At 74.1% G+C, this 17,571-nt stretch carries 18 protein-coding genes, 1 tRNA gene and 1 other RNA gene; 11 read left to right on the top strand and 9 right to left on the bottom strand.

Going from position 1 to position 17,571, the window contains the following annotated elements:
* Position 1 precedes the first annotated feature (1 nt).
* Together H488_RS30015 and tgt are read left to right on the top strand one after the other, a co-directional pair.
* The gene (locus H488_RS30015; RefSeq protein ID WP_017833900.1) at positions 2–544 is read left to right on the top strand and encodes an NUDIX hydrolase family protein; all 543 of its coding nucleotides are present in this window, start codon (positions 2–4) and stop codon (positions 542–544) included.
* A gap of 66 nt (positions 545–610) precedes the next feature.
* Positions 611–1,912, top strand: coding sequence for a tRNA guanosine(34) transglycosylase Tgt (gene tgt / locus H488_RS30010; protein ID WP_017833899.1), 1,302 nt, complete (start codon positions 611–613; stop codon positions 1,910–1,912).
* Here tgt and H488_RS30005 read toward each other — a convergent pair.
* The 3 genes from H488_RS30005 to H488_RS29995 all read right to left on the bottom strand — a co-directional run bounded on the left by H488_RS30005 (position 1,894) and on the right by H488_RS29995 (position 3,485).
* A complete protein-coding gene (locus tag H488_RS30005) occupies positions 1,894–2,361 on the bottom strand; it encodes a universal stress protein (protein ID WP_017833898.1) in 468 nt (155 codons plus the stop codon). The two genes, tgt and H488_RS30005, sit on opposite strands and share 19 nt — an antisense overlap.
* A gap of 139 nt (positions 2,362–2,500) precedes the next feature.
* Positions 2,501–2,992 carry a universal stress protein gene (locus tag H488_RS30000; protein WP_017833897.1) on the bottom strand — a complete coding sequence of 164 codons (492 nt, stop codon included), beginning with the start codon at positions 2,990–2,992 and terminating at the stop codon, positions 2,501–2,503.
* A 67-nt stretch (positions 2,993–3,059) separates the two neighbouring features.
* Complete coding sequence (locus H488_RS29995; protein ID WP_035927806.1) at positions 3,060–3,485, bottom strand: Lrp/AsnC family transcriptional regulator; 426 nt, start codon at positions 3,483–3,485, stop codon at positions 3,060–3,062.
* Between the two features lie 161 nt (positions 3,486–3,646).
* Between H488_RS29995 and H488_RS29990 the strand changes: the two genes are divergently transcribed.
* Both H488_RS29990 and H488_RS29985 read left to right on the top strand, forming a co-directional pair.
* The gene (locus H488_RS29990; protein ID WP_017833895.1) at positions 3,647–3,838 is read left to right on the top strand and encodes a hypothetical protein; all 192 of its coding nucleotides are present in this window, start codon (positions 3,647–3,649) and stop codon (positions 3,836–3,838) included.
* Between the two features lie 212 nt (positions 3,839–4,050).
* A complete protein-coding gene (locus H488_RS29985) occupies positions 4,051–5,604 on the top strand; it encodes an alanine/glycine:cation symporter family protein (RefSeq protein ID WP_043739146.1) in 1,554 nt (517 codons plus the stop codon).
* Positions 5,605–5,713: 109 nt separating this feature from the next.
* Here H488_RS29985 and H488_RS0118565 read toward each other — a convergent pair whose 3' ends face one another.
* The gene (locus H488_RS0118565) at positions 5,714–6,436 is read right to left on the bottom strand and encodes a TVP38/TMEM64 family protein (protein ID WP_190274512.1); all 723 of its coding nucleotides are present in this window, start codon (positions 6,434–6,436) and stop codon (positions 5,714–5,716) included.
* A 61-nt stretch (positions 6,437–6,497) separates the two neighbouring features.
* Between H488_RS0118565 and H488_RS37470 the strand changes: the two genes are divergently transcribed.
* A complete protein-coding gene (locus H488_RS37470; RefSeq protein WP_017833892.1) occupies positions 6,498–6,971 on the top strand; it encodes an SRPBCC family protein in 474 nt (157 codons plus the stop codon).
* A 43-nt stretch (positions 6,972–7,014) separates the two neighbouring features.
* A complete protein-coding gene (locus H488_RS29975) occupies positions 7,015–7,824 on the top strand; it encodes an MBL fold metallo-hydrolase (RefSeq protein WP_017833891.1) in 810 nt (269 codons plus the stop codon).
* Here the strand turns inward: H488_RS29975 and H488_RS29970 are convergent.
* The gene (locus H488_RS29970; protein WP_017833890.1) at positions 7,809–8,468 is read right to left on the bottom strand and encodes a DUF4126 domain-containing protein; all 660 of its coding nucleotides are present in this window, start codon (positions 8,466–8,468) and stop codon (positions 7,809–7,811) included. The two genes, H488_RS29975 and H488_RS29970, sit on opposite strands and share 16 nt — an antisense overlap.
* A gap of 53 nt (positions 8,469–8,521) precedes the next feature.
* The gene (locus tag H488_RS0118560; protein ID WP_017833889.1) at positions 8,522–9,232 is read right to left on the bottom strand and encodes a queuosine precursor transporter; all 711 of its coding nucleotides are present in this window, start codon (positions 9,230–9,232) and stop codon (positions 8,522–8,524) included.
* 226 nt (positions 9,233–9,458) lie between these two features.
* On the opposite strand from H488_RS0118560, the gene H488_RS29965 reads away from it, so the two are divergent.
* Positions 9,459–10,316, top strand: a complete 858-nt coding sequence (locus tag H488_RS29965; protein WP_017833888.1) for a hydroxymethylpyrimidine/phosphomethylpyrimidine kinase — start codon at positions 9,459–9,461, stop codon at positions 10,314–10,316.
* Between the two features lie 206 nt (positions 10,317–10,522).
* Positions 10,523–11,191 carry a TetR/AcrR family transcriptional regulator gene (locus H488_RS29960; protein ID WP_017833887.1) on the top strand — a complete coding sequence of 223 codons (669 nt, stop codon included), beginning with the start codon at positions 10,523–10,525 and terminating at the stop codon, positions 11,189–11,191.
* Here H488_RS29960 and H488_RS29955 read toward each other — a convergent pair.
* Complete coding sequence (locus H488_RS29955; protein WP_017833886.1) at positions 11,175–11,525, bottom strand: type II toxin-antitoxin system VapB family antitoxin; 351 nt, start codon at positions 11,523–11,525, stop codon at positions 11,175–11,177. The genes H488_RS29960 and H488_RS29955 overlap by 17 nt on opposite strands.
* 68 nt (positions 11,526–11,593) lie before the next feature.
* On the bottom strand, positions 11,594–12,940 hold the full coding sequence (locus H488_RS29950) for a hypothetical protein (RefSeq protein WP_017833885.1): 1,347 nt from the start codon (positions 12,938–12,940) through the stop codon (positions 11,594–11,596).
* A 202-nt stretch (positions 12,941–13,142) separates the two neighbouring features.
* Here H488_RS29950 and H488_RS29945 point away from each other — a divergent pair, with 202 nt between their 5' ends.
* Entirely contained in the window at positions 13,143–13,937 is a 795-nt protein-coding gene (locus H488_RS29945) for a hypothetical protein (protein ID WP_031283216.1), read from the top strand.
* A gap of 140 nt (positions 13,938–14,077) precedes the next feature.
* On the opposite strand, the gene H488_RS29940 is transcribed toward H488_RS29945, so the two are convergent.
* Positions 14,078–14,162: transfer RNA gene (locus H488_RS29940), tRNA-Ser, on the bottom strand.
* Between the two features lie 132 nt (positions 14,163–14,294).
* Between H488_RS29940 and ffs the strand changes: the two genes are divergently transcribed.
* An RNA gene (gene ffs, locus H488_RS36635) (signal recognition particle sRNA small type) lies at positions 14,295–14,391 on the top strand.
* A gap of 75 nt (positions 14,392–14,466) precedes the next feature.
* A complete protein-coding gene (locus H488_RS29935) occupies positions 14,467–17,556 on the top strand; it encodes a DNA polymerase III subunit gamma and tau (protein WP_017833884.1) in 3,090 nt (1,029 codons plus the stop codon).
* The last annotated feature ends 15 nt before the right edge of the window (positions 17,557–17,571 follow it).

Genomic DNA, 17,571 nt, shown 5'->3' with positions numbered 1-17,571 from the left:
TATGAACTTCCTCCGCACCCCCGATCCGAACCCCGGTTGGCTCAACGAGGACGACCTGCAGGAGGCCCGGCGCCGCCTGCCGATGGTCTACGTGCAGGCCCTGCCGGTCCGGCTCGATCCGCTGGGCTACCTCTCCGAGATCGGGCTGCTGCTGCAGGCGACCCCCGAGGGGAAGATGATGTACACCTTCGTCTCCGGCCGGGTGCTGTACCGGGAGACCATCCGGGCCGCGCTGCTGCGCCACCTGGAGAAGGACCTGGGGGCCATGGCGTTCCCGCAGCTGCCGGTCTCCACCACGCCCTTCGCCGTGGCCGAGTTCTTCCCCTCGCCGTCCGAGACGGGGCTGACCGACGACCGGCAGCACGCGGTGGCCCTGAGCTACATCGTGCCGGTGCGCGGGGAGTGCAGCCCCCGCCAGGACGCCCTGCAGCTGTCCTGGATGAGCCCCGAGGAGGCGCTCAGCCCCGAGGTGCAGGCGGAGTTCGCGGGCGGTCGCGGAGACCTGGTGCGCCAGGCCGTGGCCCACGCCGGCTGGGGCCGCTGAGCGGCGTCACCGGCGCACGGGCGCTCGCCGTCACCCGCCCCCGGGGCGGTGACGCACAATGGACGGGTGCCCGCTCCAGAAGAGACCCTGCTCCCCGCCGCCGCCCGCTCCGACTTCGGCTTCGCGGTGGAGCACCGGCTCGCCGAGACCGCCACGATCGCCGGCGGGCGCCTCGAGGCCAACGGCGGCCCGTTCCTGGGCCGCACCGGGACCATCACCACCCCGCACGGGACGATCCGCACCCCGGCGTTCGTCCCCGTCGGCACCGCCGCCACCGTCAAGGCGGTGCTGCCCGAGTCCATGGCGGAGCTCGGCGCGCAGGCCCTGCTCGCCAACGCCTACCACCTGTACCTCCAGCCCGGCGCGGACGTCCTGGACGCCGCGGGCGGGCTCGGGGCGTTCATGAACTGGTCCGGCCCCACCTTCACGGACTCCGGGGGCTTCCAGGTCATGTCCCTGGGCTCGGGGTTCCGGAAGGTCATCGACATGTCCACGGTCGCGGCCTCGGCGGCGGGGGACGACGACGTCGCGACCGGCAAGGAGCGCATGGCGCGGGTCGACGACGACGGGGTCACGTTCACGTCCCACATCAACGGGGACGTCCACCGCTTCACCCCGGAGATCTCCATGCAGGTGCAGCACCGGCTGGGCGCGGACATCATGTTCGCGTTCGACGAGCTGACCACGCTGCACAACTCCCGCGGCTACCAGGAGACGTCCCTCGAGCGGACCCGCCGGTGGGCGCTGCGGTGCGTCGCCGAGCACGCCCGGCTCACCGAGGAGCGCGCCGACCGGCCCTACCAGGCCCTGTTCGGCGTGATCCAGGGCGCCCAGTACGAGGACCTGCGCCGGAAGGCGTGCCGGGACCTGGGCGCGATGGACTTCGACGGGTTCGGCATCGGCGGGGCCCTCGAGAAGGAGAACCTCGGCACGATCGTGCGCTGGTGCAACGAGGAGCTGCCCGAGGACCGGCCACGGCACCTGCTGGGGATCTCGGAGCCGGACGACATCTTCACGGCTCTCGAGAACGGCGCGGACACCTTCGACTGCGTCTCCCCCACCCGGGTGGCCCGCACCGGGACCGTGTACGCCCCGGACGGACGCTTCACCGTCAGCAACGCCCGCTTCCGCACGGACCTCTCCCCGATCGACAGCGGCTGCGACTGCTACACGTGCGCCCACTACACCCGGGCGTACCTGCACCACCTGTTCAAGGCCAAGGAGCGCCTGTCCGCGACGCTCACGTCGATCCATAACGAGCGGTTCGTCGTGCGCATGGTGGACGGCGCCCGCGAGGCCATGGCCGACGGGACGTACTTCGAGTACCGGGACGAGGTCCTGGGCCGCTACTACGCGGGACGTTCCTGAGCCGGCCCCTCCGCCTCGGAGTGCTCGTGGATCACGAGCACCGGGCACTTCGCGTGGGCGACGCACGCGGCGCTGACGGAGCCCAGCAGCAGCCCGCGGAACCCGCCGTGGCCCCGGCGCCCGACGACGAGCATCGTGGCGTCCTCGCTCTCGTGCACCAGGACCTTCGACGGGTGGCCGAACACCACGGAGGTGGTGAGCCCGGCCGGCACGTCGTCGCCGAAGGCCTCCCGCACCGCCTTGTCCACCTGCTTCTGGGTGACCTCGTCGAAGTTGTCGCTGCCCAGCGGGACGTACCCGGCGTACTCGGGCGGGTAGTCCCACGCCCCGACCGCCCTGATGCCCGCGCCGAGGGACGGCGCGATCCGCGCCGCCCAGCGCAGCGCCTCGACGGACTGCTGGGAGCCGTCGACCCCGACGACGATCGCTGCTGCGGTTCCGTTGCTCATGCCGAATCCTTTGCTCACGTGATCACGCTGACGTGATCAGTATCACAGAGCGGGCGGCGCCGCGCGCACCGTCGCGGGAGCATGTTGTGGGGACACGGCGGACGAGTCCCTCCGGCCCCGGGCGGGACGGGCGGCGCCCTCAGCCGGCGGGCCCGGCCCCCTGCGCCTGCCCGGAGTCCTCCGCCCGCCCGGCATCGACCGTCTCGTCGGGGAGGACGAGCACCGGGCACGGGGCGTGGGCGACGCACGCGGAGCTCGTCGACCCCATCAGCAGCCCTTTGAAGCCGCCGTGGCCCCGGCGTCCCACGACCAGCAGCTCGGCCCCCTCGCAGTGGCGCATCAGCACCTTGGACGGGTGCCCGAACTCCACCACGGTGCTGAGCCCGGCCGGCACGTCCGCCCCGAACGCCTCCTGGACGGCCCGCTCCACCCGCTCCCGGGCGAGCTCGTCGAACCGGTCGCCCTTGAAGTGGACGAAGCCGACGTACTCGGGCGGGTTCTCCCACGCCCCCACCACCTTGACGGTCGCCCCGTACGCGGGCGCGAGACGCGCGCCCCAGCGCAGCGCCTCCACGGACTGGGGGGATCCGTCGACCCCGACGACGACGACTGCTTCCGCTGCGTTCTCCATGACCGGTCCTCCGATGCGGTGACGAGGGTGCTGTGCGGCCAGTATTCCAGAGCCCGGCGGGCCGCGCTCAGAGGTGCGAGAGGATGACCGAGCTCCTCGTGTGGTTGATGCCCTTCCACTCCCTGATCCGGACCATGACGTCCTCCAGGTGGGTGGTGTTCTCGGCCCGGATGAGGAAGATGCCGTCCGCCTCGCCGGTCACCGTGTAGGCCGCGGTCACCTCGGCGATCTCGGCGGCCATGGTGCGCATCATCGACGGCGAGAGCCCGCCGTCGCAGTGCAGCTCCACGAACGCCTGGATGTTCCACCCCATGACCGACGGGTCGAGCTCCGCCGTGAAGCGCTTGATGGCCCCGGTCTGCTGCAGGACGTCGACCCGCCGCTTCACCGCGGGGGCCGACAGACCCACCTTCTGGCCGATGGCCGCGTAGCTCTCCCGGCTGTCCTGGACCAAGGACGCAACGATCTGCTGGTCAATCTCGTCAAGACGCAACGATTCACCTCTCTGGTGAGGGTTCTCACATTGATTGATTCACTATCGGCCCGTTAGACTTCAGATGTCAACCGAGGCGTCGCTGCTCGCCGGACCACCCGGCCGCACGCCCTCGGACCCCAGGACCTCCTCGCACCACCCACAGAAAGTTGCCTGCTGCCATGGCTCTCCTCCTCGTCTTCGGCCTCCCCGCCCTCCTCTTCACCGCCATCGGCCGGGCTGCGGCACCGTCCCGCGCCACCTCGGTGGGCGGCGCCCTCCGCAGCGCCGGCAGCGACCTGGCCCGCGGCCTGCGCGTGTGCGCCATGACCGCCCCCCAGTTCCTGGCCGGCGGGACCCGCGCCGGTCGCTGACCCTGCGCCGGCGGCGTCAACGGTGACGCCGCCCCGGCACCGCCTACGGCCCGGCCACCGCGCGACGAGACGTCCTCGCGCGGAGGCCGGGCCGCTGCGTGTTAATTCTTTGTTGCCACGGCAAGATGGCTCTTTCGGCGACAAGCGTGTCTGTTGCCAACGGGCTGTCCACAGGATGTAGTGGTGAGATGCAGATCACGCAGGCGTTACCCATGACTACCGTCACCGACGACGTCGGGTGGCTCGCAGCGATCGACAACGCCATCAACACCGCGTTCGCTCCGATCACCGAGGTCTTCTCGACCATCGTCTTCTACCCCATCACCATCGCGGGGGTGAGCTTCCCGTTCGTCGTGGCCTGGCTCATCGCGGCCGGCGTGATCTTCACGATCTACTTCGGGTTCATCCAGTTCCGCGGTCTGAAGGTCGCCGCCGACGTGGTGCGGGGCAAGTTCTCGACCAAGGACGACCCCGGCGAGGTGCCGCACTTCCAGGCCCTGACCTCCGCCCTGTCGGGGACCGTGGGACTGGGCAACATCGCCGGCGTCGGCGCGGCCATGGCCCTCGGCGGCCCCGGCGCGACGTTCTGGATGATCTGCGCCGGCCTGCTCGGCATGGCGACCAAGTTCGCCGAGTGCACCCTGGGCGTGAAGTACCGCGAGGTCCACGAGGACGGCACGGTCAGCGGCGGGCCCTTCCGCTACCTGCCCATCGCCTTCAGCAAGTTCGGCCGCATCCCCGCCAAGATCCTCACCGGCGTCTTCGCCGTGGCGATCCTGTTCTTCGGTGCGGCCGGCGGCAACATGTTCCAGGCCAACCAGACCTTCGCCCAGGTGCAGAACGTCACCGGCGGCGCCGACGGCTTCCTCGGCAGCGCCGGGGCGGCCCTGATCTTCGGCATCGTCCTCGCCCTGTTCGTGGGCCTGGTCATCATCGGCGGCATCAAGTCGATCGGCGCCACCACCAGCCGGCTCGTGCCGGCCATGGGCGCCGTCTACGTCACCGCCTGCCTGATCGTCATCCTCGCCAACCTCGACCACGTGCCGGGCGCGATCGCCGCGATCATCGACGGCGCGTTCTCCCCCGAGGGCATGGCCGGCGGCGTCCTGGGCGTCATGATCGTGGGCTTCCAGCGTGCCGCGTTCTCCAACGAGGCCGGTCTCGGCTCCGCCGCGATCGCCCACTCCGCCGTCAAGACCCGCCGCCCCGTGAGCGAGGGCTTCGTGGCCCTGTTCGAGCCGCTCGTCGACACCGTGCTGATCTGCACCATGACGGCCCTGGCCATCATCATCGCCGGCGCGCCGAGCCTGCAGGCCGGCATCGACCAGGTGCAGGCCGGCGGGGGCGCCCCCGACGGCGTCATCCTCACCTCGGACGCCTTCGCGACGGTCATCCCCTGGTTCCCGATCGTGCTGGCCGTCGCGGTGGTCCTGTTCGCCTTCTCCACCCTGATCACCTGGTTCTACTACGGGCTCAAGGCGTGGGAGTACCTGTTCGGGCGCAGCCGGCTCAGCGACAACATCTTCCGCGGCATCTACCTGTTCTTCACGATCGCGGGCTGCGTCCTGACCTTCAGCGAGGTCATCAGCTTCGCGGACGCGGCGCTGTTCGTCTGCGGGTTCGTGAACCTGCTGGGCGTCTACCTGCTGCTGCCCGTCATCAAGCGGGACATGAAGGAGTACCTCGCCGACCGCAGGAGCGGCAAGCTCCACCTCCTCGGCAACGAGCCGACCGACGGGTCCACCGCGGTCCGGCCCCAGGTCTAGGCCCGGGGACCGCACGGCCGCACCGGCCGGTCACCCCGAACGGCGTCCGCCCGGTCCTCGCCCCGAGGACCGGGCGTCGCCGTGCCGTGGACCCGCGGCGCGGCCGAGCCTAGTCGGCGCTCCCCACGCCGTCGGCCTCGGGGGCGCGCTCGGACTCACCGCGGGAGCGCCGCCAGGCGAGCACGCCCACGACCACCACGACCGCCCAGGAGGCGGCGACCGCCGCGAGGGCCGGCCACGACGGCCGGGACGTGAAAGCTCCCACGGCGGCGAAGCTCACCTGGCCCGGCATCCCGCCGAGCAGGGTGGCGCCGAGGTAGTCGCGCTGCGAGATGCGCACGAGGCCCGCACCGTAGCTGAGGGTCCAGTTGGGCAGGACGGGCCGGAGCACGAGCACCGTGAGGAAGCCCTTGCCGACGAGCTTGCGCTCCACCAGCTCGACCCGGTTGCCCGCGAGCCGGTACAGGGCGTCGCGGCCGAGGAACCGCGCGAGCCAGTACCCCAGCCAGGCTCCCGCCGTGGTGGCCAGGACGCCGACCACGCTGCCCTGGGCCATGCCGAAGAGGAATCCCCCGGACACGGCCATGATCGTCACCGGGACCGGCGTGGCCGCCACGAGGACGAAGACCGCGGCGAAGACGACGGGCCCCCACGCACCGAAGCCCTCGACGAAGACCCGGACCTGCTCCACGGTGGGCAGCTCGTGGCCGATGAGGTACCAGACCGCCACGGCCAGCAGCAGCAGGAGCGCACCGCCCTTGAGCGCGGTGACCCAGGCCGGCCGCGTGCCGGGCTCGCGGGGCCCCGGCTCCGGCGCGGATTCGGTGCTCACGTGCGCCACTGTACCGACCGCCGCGACCGGGGGCCGAGAGCGACCGGGGACAATGGGGGGCATGGACGTCACCGATCTGGACCCCGCGGAGGTCTTCTCCGTCTCCCACGCCCTCGCGCACCCCCCGGCCGCGGTCTTCGCCGCCTTCACGGAGCCGGACCGGCTCGCCGCCTGGTTCGGTCCGCCGGGCTGGAGCGTGCCCCGGGAGTCGGTGCTGCTCGAGGTCAGGCCCGGGGGCCGGCAGCGCTTCCGCATGGTCCACGACACCGACCCCGCCCAGGTGGCACCGGTGCACGGCACCTATCTGCGGGTCGAGCGGGACGCCCTGCTCGAGGGCCGCGAGGCGCTGCCCGGACCGGACGGCCGGCCCACCGCCGGCCACGTGCTGACGCGCACCGAGTTCGTCCCCACCCAGGAGGGGGGCACCCTGCTGGTGCTCACACAGGGGCCGCTGCCCCCCGCGGTGCACCCCGGGGCGGCTGCGGCGTGGCGCGGCTCCTTCGCCCGGCTCGAGGCCCTGCTGGCCGCGGGGTGAGCCGGGGCGCCGGTTCCCCGCCGGGCTCGGATAGTCTGCCCGCATGACCCAGGACGCCGGCACCCGCACCACCGCTCTGACCCGGCGGCTGACCGCCCCCAACCCGGGCCCCATGACCCTGGACGGCACCAACTCGTGGCTGGTCGGGGCGCCGGGGCAGCAGGACGTCGTCGTCGTGGACCCGGGGCCGGCCGACCGCGGACACCTCGCCGCCCTGGCCGCGGCGGGGCGGACCGTGCTGACGCTGATCACGCACCGCCACGCGGACCACACCGAGGCCGTCGACGACTTCCACGCGCTCACCGGCGCGCCCGTGCGCGCCGTCCTGCCGCAGTTCTGCCGCGACGCCGGACCGCTGCTCGACCGCGAGACGATCGAGGCCGCCGGGTGCCGCATCCGGGTGCTGCACACCCCCGGGCACACCTCCGACTCCGTGAGCTTCCACCTGCCCGACGACACCCCGGTCGCGGGCGCGACCACCGCCGCCGCGGGGCGCACCTCGGGCTCGGTGCTCACGGGCGACACGGTCCTGGGGCGCGGGACCACGATGCTCGACCACCCGGACGGGAGCCTGGGCGACTACCTGCGCTCCCTGCAGCGCCTGGCGGTGCTGGGCGACGCCCTGGTCCTCCCGGCGCACGGGGACGTGCGGGAGGACGTGGAGGCGGTGTGCGAGGAGCTCCTCGAGCACCGGATGGAGCGTCTCGGCGAGGTCCGGGAGGCCCTGCGGACCCTGGGCCGCGCCGCGACGCTCGAGGCCATCACGGCGCGGATCTACGCCGACGTCCCGGAGCACGTGCTGCCCGCCGCCCGGAGCTCGGTGGGCGCGCAGCTGGCCTATCTCGGCTTCTGAGCCGTGCCGGCGGCGCCCGGCCGGCCGGGGTCCGTCCCCGGCCGGCGGCGGCGCCGGAGCCCGCGGTAGAGGAAGAACAGCAGGACGGCGACGGCGGCCAGCAGCACGAGGACGAGCAGCGGCAGGAGGACGGCCACGAGGGACAGCGTGAGCGCGGAGACGTCCTCCACGGTCGAGACCACGGGCGCCGCGGCCCCGGCGCTCAGGGTGTTGACGGCCGGCCGCGAGACCGTCTTGGTCACGTGCACCACCAGGGCGATCACCACCCCGGTGGCCACGGGGATCCAGGCGTGCGAGGAGAGGAACGCCTCCGGGTCCGTGACGGTCGCCGTCTGCCCGCCGAGGTCGATCCCGGCGATCTGGGCGGTGGCCGAGGAGCCGAAGACGATGCCCCCGGCGGTCGGGCGCACGAAGGTCTGCAGCAGGTCGTTGAAGGAGTCCACGACCGGGACCTTGTCCGCCACCACCTCCACGGCCAGCAGCACGGCCAGGACCGTCAGGACCCACCCGTTCGACAGCCAGGCGAAGCCCGGGCCGAGGTCGACGACCTCGGTCCAGCGGTCCAGCAGGCCCAGCACCACGAGCGGGATGTAGGCGTTCAGCCCCGCCGAGGCCGCGAGCCCGGTGCCCGTGAGGAGATCCATGCGCTCATCGTAGGCCCGTGCACCGCCCCGGCGGACCGGGGCACCCGGGCCCGTCAGCGCTGGGGCGCGAGGGCCGCCCCCGGGACGGCTGACTCGCCGTAGGTCGGCTCCCGGCGCTTGAGCCAGCCGATCACGGCGTAGGTCACCGGCATGACCAGCACCTCGACCAGGACCTTGTACACGTAGCCCACCACCACGTAGTTGAGGAAGTCGGCCGCGGTGGTGATGCCGATGACCGGGGCCGCCACGGTGCAGAAGATCACGGTGTCCACGAGCTCGCCCACGAGCGTCGAGCCGATGAGCCGGGCCCACAGGTGCTTCTCCCGCGTGCGCGCCTTGATCCGGACCATCACGAACGCGTTCAGCAGCTGCCCCGCGAGATAGCCCAGCAGGGAGCCGGCCACGATGAGCGGGACGGGGCCGAGCACGGACTCGAAGGCCGCCTGGCCCTCGTAGAACTCCGCCGGGGGCAGGGCGATGACCAGCCAGAACACGACCGAGGAGAACAGCCCCGCGGCGAAGGACGTGACGATGGCGCGGCGCGCGGCCCGGAAGCCGTAGACCTCCGCCACGACGTCGCCCAGGACGTAGGCGAGGGGGAAGAGGAAGAAGCCTCCGTCGGTGATGACGGGGCCGAACGCGACGCCCTTGGTCGCGGCGACGTTGGAGAGCACCAGGACCACGCAGTACGCCGCGACCACCAGGTCGAAGTACGTGCGGGGACGGCGGGCGAACCCGGCGGGGGCAGAATCGGAGGAGGACACGGTCGGTCACCAATCTGTCGTGACGCGGCGCCGGCCCGCGCGGGGCGGACGCCGAGGGTCGATCTGTGCGGTGTGCTGGACGGACCCGGGGCGCCCGCCTGCCACCCGGGAGCCCCTTTCCCGCCGCCGCGGGTCCCTGCGGGGACCGCGTGCCGGCCGGAGACCGTCCGACAGTCTAGCCCCGGCGGTTGGCCCCGGCACCGCGCGGGGGCGCAGAATGGCTCCCATGACCGACACCAGCACCGTTCCCACGCCCGCCGCGGCGGGCCCCGCCGACCAGCCGTCCGTCGCCCTGACGATCGCCGGCTCCGAGGCCACCGGCGGCGCCGGCGCGCAGGCGGACCTCAAGACCTTCCAGGAGCTCGGGGTCTTCGGCTCCCTCGCGCTGACCTGCATCGTGTCCTTCGACCCGTCCGCCGACTGGGGCCACCGCCTGTTCCCCGTGCCGCAGGACGTCCTGCGCGAGCAGCTCGAGGCGATCACGGCCGCCCACGCGCTCGACGCCGTGAAGATCGGCATGCTGGGCAGCCCCGAGACCATCGCCACCACCGCCGAGGTGCTCACCGCGCTGGCCCCGCGCCACCTCGTCCTGGACCCGGTCCTCATCTGCAAGGGCCAGGAGCCCGGCGCGGCCCTGGACACGGACGAGGCGCTGAAGGCGAAGATCCTGCCGCTGGCCACGTTCGTGACCCCGAACCACTTCGAGTCCCTCTCCCTGGCCGGCATGGACGAGATCAGCACGGTCGAGGACCTCGAGGAGGCCGCCCGGCGGATCCACGAGACGTCCGGCGCCGTGGTCCTCGCCAAGGGCGGGGTCCGCCTCGCGGGCCCCGACGCCGTCGACGTCTTCTACGACGGGACCACCCTCGAGGTGCTCTCCGAGCCCAAGGTCGGCGAGGTCCCGGTGGCCGGGGCCGGCTGCACGCTGGCCGCCGCGGTCGCCGCGGAGCTGGCGAAGGGGGCCGCGCCCCTCGAGGCGGCCCGCACCGCGAAGGCCTTCGTCTCCGCCGGCATCCGGCGCCGGATCACCTCGCGCGCCCCGTTCGACTCCCTCTGGCAGGGCGGCTCGGCCGCCGAACGGTGAGCGGGCGGCGGGCCCGGCCGCCGGATCGGCACCCGGGCCCGCCGTGCCTCACCCCGCCCGTGCTGGGGGTTTCCTGGACGTTTCCCCAGACTGTCTGCGCGAAGGAGCCCGAACGCGGGAAACGGTGGTGTCATAGTCAGACACACCGTCACCAAGGCCCAGAAAAGTGTGCATAATTTGGTGACACGGACAGATAAGGTGTCATCATGCCTCGTATTTCTGCGGCCACCAACGCCGCGCAGCGGGAGAACACCAAACGAGCGATCCTCGACTCCTTCGGCCAGCTGCTCTACCAGCAGGGCCTCACCGGTCTGACCATGACGCACGTGGCCAAGAACGCCGGCGTGGGCCGCACCGCGGTCTACAACTACTTCGCGGACATGGGCGAGCTCCTCGTGGCCTACGCCCTGGACGAGACCGAGCGGTTCATGACCGACCTGCGCCGCGACCTCGAGGGCGTCGCCAACCCGGTCGACCGGCTCGCCGTCTACATCCGCGCCCAGATCGAGGACCTCACCCGGCGCCACCTGCCCCCGGGCCCCACCATGCGCACCGTCCTCTCCCCGGAGGACTACCAGAAGCTGGGCGAGCACGTGGGCGAGCTGCAGGGCCTGCTGGCCGCGATCCTGCGGGACGCGATCGGCCGGGCCTACCTGCCGGAGGGCGACATCTCGGAGCTCGCCGCCCTGGTCCACGGGTCCCTGACCGCCGCGGCGGACCGCGGCCAGAACTCCGACCAGGACCGGGCGGCGCGGGAGCAGCACATCCGCTCCACCGTCCGCTTCATCCAGCAGGGCCTGGGGGCGCAGTTCGACGCCGGGGGCCACCCCGTGCCGCTCGCGTCCGAGCGGCCACCCCTCAGCGCGGCGTCCTGACCGCGCCCCGCTCGCTCCCCGCCCGCGTGCCCGGCGCCGGGGCGAGCTCCAGCACGCGCGCGTGCAGCACGGTGCGGTGGTGCAGCGCGGTGCGCAGGGCCCGGTGCAGCCCGTCCTCCAGGTAGAGGTCGCCTCCCCACCGCACCACGTGCGGGAAGAGGTCGCCGTAGAAGGTGGAGTCCGCGTCCAGCAGGGTCGCCAGGTCCAGGGTGGTCTTCGTGGTGACCAGCTCGTCCAGCCGGACCTGCCGCGGCGCGATGCCGGACCAGTCGGTCGGCGTGACGAGGCCGTGGTCCGGGTACGGGCGGGAGTCGCCCACGGCCTTGAAGATCATGCGTTCATCCTAGGGGCGGGCCCCGCAGGAGGCACCTGCGGGGCCCGCCGGCCGGCGCGTGCCCGGGGTCAGCCGCGGGTCACGGTGACGGCCCGGGTGGTGGCGTTCCACTCGATCCGCCCACCGGTGTAGTTCTGGGCCGCGCCGCCCGGGGTGCTGTACTCGTCGGTGGTCGGATAGCCCAGGCCCCGCTCGTGGCCCAGCGCCGCCCACTTCCGGCCGATGGCCCCGTACTCCTTGACCGCGTTCGAGCCGGTGCGCGCGGACCACAGGATCTTGGTCCGCTTCCCGGACGCGTCGAAGAGCTGGTATGCGCCGCCGTCGGCGGCACGCTGCTCGTCGGTCCGCGGCGGGCCGTAGTTGCCCGCGTAGCCGCCGGCCGCGAACTTCCGGCCGATGGACCCGCCGTAGTCGACCACCCGGGTCCCGGTGGTCACGGACCAGTAGAGGGCCTTGTCCCGTCCGTCGGCGCCGGCGAAGCGCTGGTAGACGGAGCCGTGCCCGGAGGCGTACTCCGCGCTGACCGGGGTGGCCCACGCGGTGCCGCCCAGCGCCGCCCACGTGCGCCCGATCGCACCGGTGAGCTGGTAGCCGTCGACCACGTCGTTGCCCGTCGGCGCGACGGTCTCGGGCTTCGGGGCGGCTCCGGCGTAGAGGCGGTCGACGTCGTCGCCGACCAGGTCGGCCAGGTCGTAGTTGGTGTGGTGCAGCCCGGGCATCACCACGCGGTCGGCCTTCGTGAACCCGGCCTTCTGGTACGCGGCGGCGCCCTTGCCGGCCGCTTCCAGCGCGGACCAGGTGGACGGCTGGGTGGCGCCGTAGCTGTCGAGGGAGCCGACGTACCAGGTCGGGTCCGTGGCCCGGAGCGCGGCGTCGGGAGTGCTCTCGAGCCTGCCGTTGTAGACGCCGCCGCCGCCGATGAGGGTCGACCCGCCGCCGCGGATCCAGCCGGCCCGGTCGGAGAGCACCTCGGTGGAGATGAACTCGGCGCCGCCGGAGTACCCGGCCAGGTGGATGCGGGTCGCGTCGACGCGCTGCTCGGCGACGACCTTGGCCGCCAGGGCGCGGAACCAGTCCCCGACCGCCTCGCTGTTGGAGGTCCAGGACCGGTTGGCCGGGGCGACCGGCACCACGAGGATCATGTTCCGGGCCGCGGCCCGGGCGGCCATGCTCTTGAGCATCGACGTGGTGGGGCGCTGGGCGTAGTACTGTCCGTCGCCGTCGAAGTAGAAGACCACGCCCACGGTCTTCGAGCGGTCCACCCCGGCGTCGTAGAGGTGGTACTGCGAGGAGATTCCGGCGGCGGTGTGGACCGTGTTGGTCGTCGAGGCGTGGGCCGGGGCGGCCGCGCCGGCCATCGTCCCGGCGAGCATCGCGCCGGCCAGCAGAGCGGCGGGCAGAGCGGTCGAGGGCATGGGGAATGAAGGCAGCTTCATGAGGACCTCTTGGGGGGAGAGAGGACGGGGGGCGCGCAGCCGGGGGGCAACTGCGAGTGCGGCGGAACAGCCCGTTCCGCCACATCAGCAGGGTATTGCATTAGTGAACGCAGGGGACGGAACGACGTAAAGTTACGGTGTGCTCCTGTCCCGCCCGCTTCCCCCCGGAGAGACCGCCCCCATGACCCTTCGCCCCCTGGCGCTGGCCGCCCTGCTCCTGCTCGCCCCCGTGCCGGGAGCGGCCCACGCCGCCGAGACCGCGCTACCCCCCGCGCCGGGCGCGGACTCCCCCGCCGGAGTTCCGTCCCCCGCGCCCCCGTCCGACGACGAGCCGGCCGACACCCGACCGGGAACCGGTCCCGCCGAGGCCCCCGACACCACGCCCGAGCCCGGCGGCGCCCCCGCGCCGGAGCCCGGCGGCACGGCGCCGGGCGCGCACCCCTCCCCCGCTCCCGGGGGGCACGCGGCACCGGAGCCCGGCGGAGTCCGCGCCGAGGACGGCCGTGCCGGAGACGCCCGCGCAGAGGACGGCGGCGCGGGGAACGACCGTGCAGGAGGTGACCGCGCAGGAGGTGACCGCGCAGGGGATGCCCGCCCGGAGGCGGCCCCCGGCACGCCCTCGGGTGCGGACTCGAACCCCGGCTCGGACCCGGACCGGGACCCGGACCCGGGGGAGCTCTCCGCCCTGGAGCGCGCCTCCTTCGTCGGGCCCGGCCCCGCCGTGGCCCACCGTCCCGGCTCCGGAGCGCTGGTCCGGGACGGGGCCGCGCTGCGGGCGCAGGTCCTGGCGGGGCAGCAGCAGGTGACGCCCGGGACGCTCACGCGCATCTCGGTGGGTACCGTGACCCGGGTTCCCGCGCAGGACGCGACCGGGGACTCCTCCACCGCGTGGTGGGTCGGTGGGCTCGCGGCACTGGGCGCCGCGGCGGCCGGCGGCGTCGTCGCCCGCGGCTCCCGCGCGCGCCGCCCGCACTGAGGGGCGGCCGCCGGGGCGCCGCGGCGGCCGGAGCCGCGGGCCGGCGACCCACGGGCCGGGTGGCCGCGGGCCGGCGGAGGAACGAGGAAGAGCCCCGCACCGGGATGAACGTCTCCGGTGCGGGGCTCTTGCTGCGAGTGCGGAGGATGGGGGATTTGAACCCCCGAGGGCGTGAACCCAACACGCGTTCCAGGCGTGCGCCATAGGCCGCTAGGCGAATCCTCCAGGCACGCACGACCGGCGGCCTGACGGCGCCGGAACATGCGGGGTCCAGCATAACCGAACCGCCGGGCAATGCCGAATCCACGGCGCCGGGGCCGGGTTTCGACCCGGCCCGCCGCATCCGCTAGACTCGTCGACAGCCCCTCGCGTGGCGTCATCCTGTTGAACTCCCCCAGGACCGGAAGGTAGCAAGGGTAAATGGGCTCTGGCGGGTGCGCGAGGGGTCTTCTCGTCCCCGCGGCGGCCCGCGTCCCCAGCGCCGATCCGCCCGGCCCGCCTGTCGGATTCCGTCGCTAAGGTGTCATCTGTGACTACCGCCCTGTACCGCCGCTACCGCCCGGAGACCTTCGAGGACGTCATCGGTCAGGAGCACGTGACCGAGCCGCTGATGACGGCGCTGCGCAAGGACAGGGTCAGCCACGCCTACCTCTTCTCCGGCCCGCGCGGCTGCGGCAAGACCACCTCCGCCCGCATCCTGGCCCGCTGCCTCAACTGCGCGGAGGGCCCCACCGCCACCCCGTGCGGCCGCTGCGACAGCTGCCGCGACCTGGCCCGGGACGGCGCCGGCTCCCTCGACGTGATCGAGATGGACGCGGCCAGCCACGGCGGCGTGGACCACGCCCGCGACCTGCGGGAGCGCGCCACGTTCGCGCCCGTCCGGGACCGGTACAAGATCTTCATCATCGACGAGGCGCACATGGTCACGCGCGAGGGCTTCAACGCCCTGCTCAAGATCGTCGAGGAGCCGCCGGAGCACATCAAGTTCATCTTCGCGACCACCGAGCCGAGCAAGGTGCTCACGACCATCCGGTCCCGCACCCACCACTACCCCTTCCGGCTGGTCCCCACCGAGCCGCTCATGCACTACCTGGAGCAGCTCTGCGCCGAGGAGCACGTGCAGGTGGCCCCGGGGGTGCTCTCCCTCGTGGTCCGCGCGGGCGCCGGATCCGTCCGCGACACCCTCTCCGTGCTCGACCAGCTCATGGCCGGCTCCGACGAGCAGGGCATCGGCTACGACCTCGCCGTGGCCCTGCTGGGCTACACGCACGGCGCCCTGCTCGACGACGTGGTCGACGCCTTCGCGTCGGGGGACGGCGCCACGGTGTTCCGCGCGGTGGACCGGGTGGTGCAGACGGGGCAGGACCCGCGCCGCTTCGTGGAGGACCTGCTCGAGCGGTTCCGGGACCTCATCATCGTCAACGCGGTCCCGGAGTCCGCGGGCAACATCCTGCACGGGATGCCCCAGGACCAGATCGCCCGGCTGCGCAACCAGGCGTCCCAGCTCGGGGCGGCGGAGCTCTCCCGCGCCGCCGACATCACGAACACGGCCCTCACCGAGATGACGGGGGCCACCTCGCCCCAGCTGCACCTCGAGCTGCTGTGCGCGCGCATCCTCCTGCCGTCCTCGGAGGACACCACGCGCGGCGTCACGGCCCGCGTCGACCGGCTGGAACGGCGCCTGAGCATCGGCCGGGGCGCCGCCGCAGCCGGTCCGGACGAGACCGCCGACGCCCCCGCGGCCTCCTCCGCCGCGCCGACCGCGCCGGCGGGTCCGGGCGCCCCGCCCGGGGGCCGGAGCCACTCGCAGCCCGCCTCGCAGTCTGCCCCGGCGCCGGAGCGACCGGCACCGCCCGCGCCCGGCGGGGACGCGCAGCAGGCGGTCCCGGCGGTCCCGCGGGGGACGGATCCGCGCGAGCGGACCGCCCAGGGCGCTGGACAGGGCTTTGGACAGGACCCCGGGCACGCCGCGGCGGCTCCCGAGCGCCCGTCCGCCCGGGAGGACAGCGGACCGGAGCGGCCCACCGGACGGGAGGCGCCCGCCGCAGCGGAGCGTCCTGACGCGCCGCGGCAGGACGCCGCGGCGCAGGCGCCCCGCCAGGACACGCCCCGGGCGGGCGAGCAGGGCGGCAACGAGATCGACCTGCTGCGGGCCTCCTGGCCGGAGATCGTCAACGCCCTCGCGGACATCCGCCGCGTCGCGTGGTTCACGGTCCAGCGCGGCACCCCGCAGTCCTTCGACGGCAAGGTGCTGCGCATCATGTTCGACGCCGAGGGCGACCTCATGAACTTCCCGCGCTTCGAGGACGACCTGCGGCAGGCGGTCCAGCAGATCCTCGGCATCGACTGCCGTGCGGAGGCCGTCCCGCCGGGCGGCGGCGGGCACGGCCGGGACGGTGGCGGCGGCGGAGCCCCGCGCGGCCCGGAGCCGTCGACGCGCCCGCCCGGGCGCCCGGCGGAACCGGGGCCCGGGACCGACGGGGAGCGCCCCGAGCGGCGCGCCCCCGAGGACCGGTCCCGGGGCGGCCAGGACCGGCGACCCCCGGCCCAGGACCGGCCGGGCGCACCGCGCGGCCGGGAGCAGCAGCCGACCCCGCCCCGGGCCGCGAGCACGCCCCCGGACGGCGCACCGGGCACCGCGACGGACTCCGCGCCGGAGCCGCCCGCGGGCGCGCCGTCCCCGGACGGGGACGGCGGCGGCCAGGACCCCTGGGACGCCCACGGCCGACCCGCCACGGACGCGCCGGCGGAGTGGACCGACCCCGCCTGGGCCCAGGAGCCCGTGCACAGCTGGTCCGTGGCCGCCATTCCCCAGGGCGGCGCCCCGGCCGGGCCCCCGGCCGCACCCGCACCCCGGGCTCCGGCGCAGCCCGAGGCCCGGCCGCCGGGACCGGCCCGGACGGCGGAGGACCCCGCCGGCGCCCAGCCCGCCGACCGGCCGGCACCGCAGCCCGGGACGCAGCCCGGAGCACCGTCCGGCCCCGGTCGGACCGGGCGCCCGGGCCCCGCCTTCCCCGGCGAGGCCCCGGGGGCACGGGACCGGGACGTCCCCCCGTCGGACGACGACGTCCCGCCGCCCGAGGAGCCCCCGTACCCGGACGATCCCCCTTACCCCGACGACCTGGACGCGGCGCCCCCGGAGCAGTGGCGGCCCGCGGCCCCCGCACGGCAGAGCCCTGCGTCCGCTCCCCGTTCCGGGGGCGGACCCGGCAACCGGTCGACCGGCAGCGCCACGCCACCCACCGCCCACCCGGCCGCCCGCCCGGAGGATCCCCGGACCGCGACGGGCGCCTCTGCCCCGGCTCCGACGGCGAACCCGGCGGCCCCAGCGGCCCCGGCCGCCCCGCAGCAGGACGCCCCGTCGGCGGCACCGGCCGGCGCCGACCGGAACGCACGGCTGAGCTTCCGGGAGCGCCACGCCGCGGCCATCGCCGCGGGGCGCAAGGCACCCGCCTCCGCCGCGGCCCCGCAGGACAGCGGCGTAGAATGGGACGACTCCTTCGTGCCCAGCTCGGACGACGAGGCGCTCGAGGACTCCACCCTCTACGGCCGCGCCGCGATCGAGCGGATCCTCGGGGGGATGCTGATCGAGGAGCGGGACCTCCACACCGGGGAGTGAGCCGGGACCGCCCCG

Source organism: Kocuria sp. UCD-OTCP (assembly GCF_000349605.1).
In the GTDB taxonomy this organism is placed as follows: domain Bacteria; phylum Actinomycetota; class Actinomycetes; order Actinomycetales; family Micrococcaceae; genus Kocuria; species Kocuria rosea.
The sequence above is the reverse complement of the archived record's forward strand: the minus strand, read 5'-3'. Positions and strand labels throughout refer to the sequence as shown.

Bases quoted from the DNA above. Each gene is read 5' to 3' on its own strand.
- H488_RS30000 (WP_017833897.1), bottom strand. From the start codon at position 2,992: ATGGAGAACGCAGCGGAAGCAGTCGTCGTCGTCGGGGTCGACGGATCC.
- H488_RS29985 (WP_043739146.1), top strand. From the start codon at position 4,051: ATGACTACCGTCACCGACGACGTCGGGTGGCTCGCAGCGATCGACAAC.
- H488_RS29965 (WP_017833888.1), top strand. From the start codon at position 9,459: ATGACCGACACCAGCACCGTTCCCACGCCCGCCGCGGCGGGCCCCGCC.
- H488_RS29975 (WP_017833891.1), top strand. From the start codon at position 7,015: ATGACCCAGGACGCCGGCACCCGCACCACCGCTCTGACCCGGCGGCTG.
- H488_RS29970 (WP_017833890.1), bottom strand. From the start codon at position 8,468: ATGGATCTCCTCACGGGCACCGGGCTCGCGGCCTCGGCGGGGCTGAAC.
- H488_RS29955 (WP_017833886.1), bottom strand. From the start codon at position 11,525: ATGATCTTCAAGGCCGTGGGCGACTCCCGCCCGTACCCGGACCACGGC.
- H488_RS29960 (WP_017833887.1), top strand. From the start codon at position 10,523: ATGCCTCGTATTTCTGCGGCCACCAACGCCGCGCAGCGGGAGAACACC.
- H488_RS37470 (WP_017833892.1), top strand. From the start codon at position 6,498: ATGGACGTCACCGATCTGGACCCCGCGGAGGTCTTCTCCGTCTCCCAC.
- H488_RS30005 (WP_017833898.1), bottom strand. From the start codon at position 2,361: ATGAGCAACGGAACCGCAGCAGCGATCGTCGTCGGGGTCGACGGCTCC.
- H488_RS29950 (WP_017833885.1), bottom strand. From the start codon at position 12,940: ATGCCCTCGACCGCTCTGCCCGCCGCTCTGCTGGCCGGCGCGATGCTC.
- H488_RS29990 (WP_017833895.1), top strand. From the start codon at position 3,647: ATGGCTCTCCTCCTCGTCTTCGGCCTCCCCGCCCTCCTCTTCACCGCC.
- H488_RS30015 (WP_017833900.1), top strand. From the start codon at position 2: ATGAACTTCCTCCGCACCCCCGATCCGAACCCCGGTTGGCTCAACGAG.
- H488_RS29945 (WP_031283216.1), top strand. From the start codon at position 13,143: ATGACCCTTCGCCCCCTGGCGCTGGCCGCCCTGCTCCTGCTCGCCCCC.